The following is a 1,039-nucleotide window of genomic DNA, read 5'->3' as shown; positions in this document are numbered from 1 at the left end:
GAAGAAGGAACGCACCAAAGCTGGTCTGTTGCCGATGTCGGCGAGCTGGGTGCGGACTCGGTCTTCCAATTTCTCGCCTGCGCGCAGCGGCCGGCGTGCATTGCCAGTGCGCTTGGCATGGCTCCATACGAGCTCGTCCGGATTCAAATCCGGGGCATATCCCGGAAGAAAGTGCAGCGTCAGCTTTCCCTGCGTGCTCGCCACGTAGTCCTTGACCACCGCCTTCTTGTGCGCGGGTAGCCCGTCCACAATCAGATGCAGCGCTTTCTTGCGGCGATACATCAGCTTCTTGAGCAGGTCCACGAACAGCTCGCCAGACAGTGCGCCCTTGTACGTCGCGAACCAGAACGCGCCCTTGGCGCTCACCGCCGACGCCGCGCCGATGCTTTGCCGTTGCCCCGGCGTTTGCACCACCGGCGTTTCTCCCTTCACGCCCCACGTCGTGCCTTGCACCGCATCCGCCCGGAAGCCGGATTCATCCCAGAAATAGACATCCGCTTTCTCCCGCTTGGCACGCCGCGCAATGGCCGGATAGGTTTCCCGCTGCCAACGCTCGATCGCCTCCGGGTCACGCTGATAGGCGCGTTGCAATGGCTTCTGCGCGCTCAATCCCAAGCGCGCCAACATCCCCCCGATCGACGCCAGACTCAGCCTCACGCCGAATTCCCGCTCCACCAGTTCGCGCACGATTTGCCGCGTCCACAAGCCAAAATCGAAACCGTATTGCAGCGGGTTCTTGCCGTTGATCCAGCGAAACACTTGCCGCTCTTGCGCCGGCGTCAACTTCTTCGGACGTCCCGTTCCTTTGCGCGACGCCAGCGCCCGCAGGCCCTTCCCACGACCTTTCACCGTTCTCATCCAGCGGTAAATCACGCTGCGGTGAAATCCATAGCTCTCGACGACGGCGCTCGGCTTTTCACCTTCGGCGCACTCGCTCCAACGCCATCATGCGGATTTCTTCCAGGGTTCGATGGTCAAGTTGTCGGCCGTCGCGTTTCATGCCGATAGCATACACCAACGCCGCAACAATGTCGCCTAT

The 1,039-nt window shown here is 61.6% G+C and carries 1 protein-coding gene; it reads right to left on the bottom strand.

The window, feature by feature from the left end; translation table 11 throughout:
• A protein-coding gene (locus AC5ZGW_RS46420) for an IS630 family transposase (protein ID WP_496114183.1) occupies positions 1–1,000 on the bottom strand; the annotation gives its coding sequence in 2 pieces (ribosomal slippage) (positions 1–924 and positions 926–1,000; 999 coding nt annotated over the 2 pieces). This gene is flagged as partial in the annotation.
• Positions 1,001–1,039: the final 39 nt, after the last annotated feature.

This window comes from Bradyrhizobium sp. Crot121, from assembly GCF_059512385.1.
Note: the sequence above shows the minus strand (reverse complement) of the source record. Positions and strands in the feature narration are given on the sequence as shown.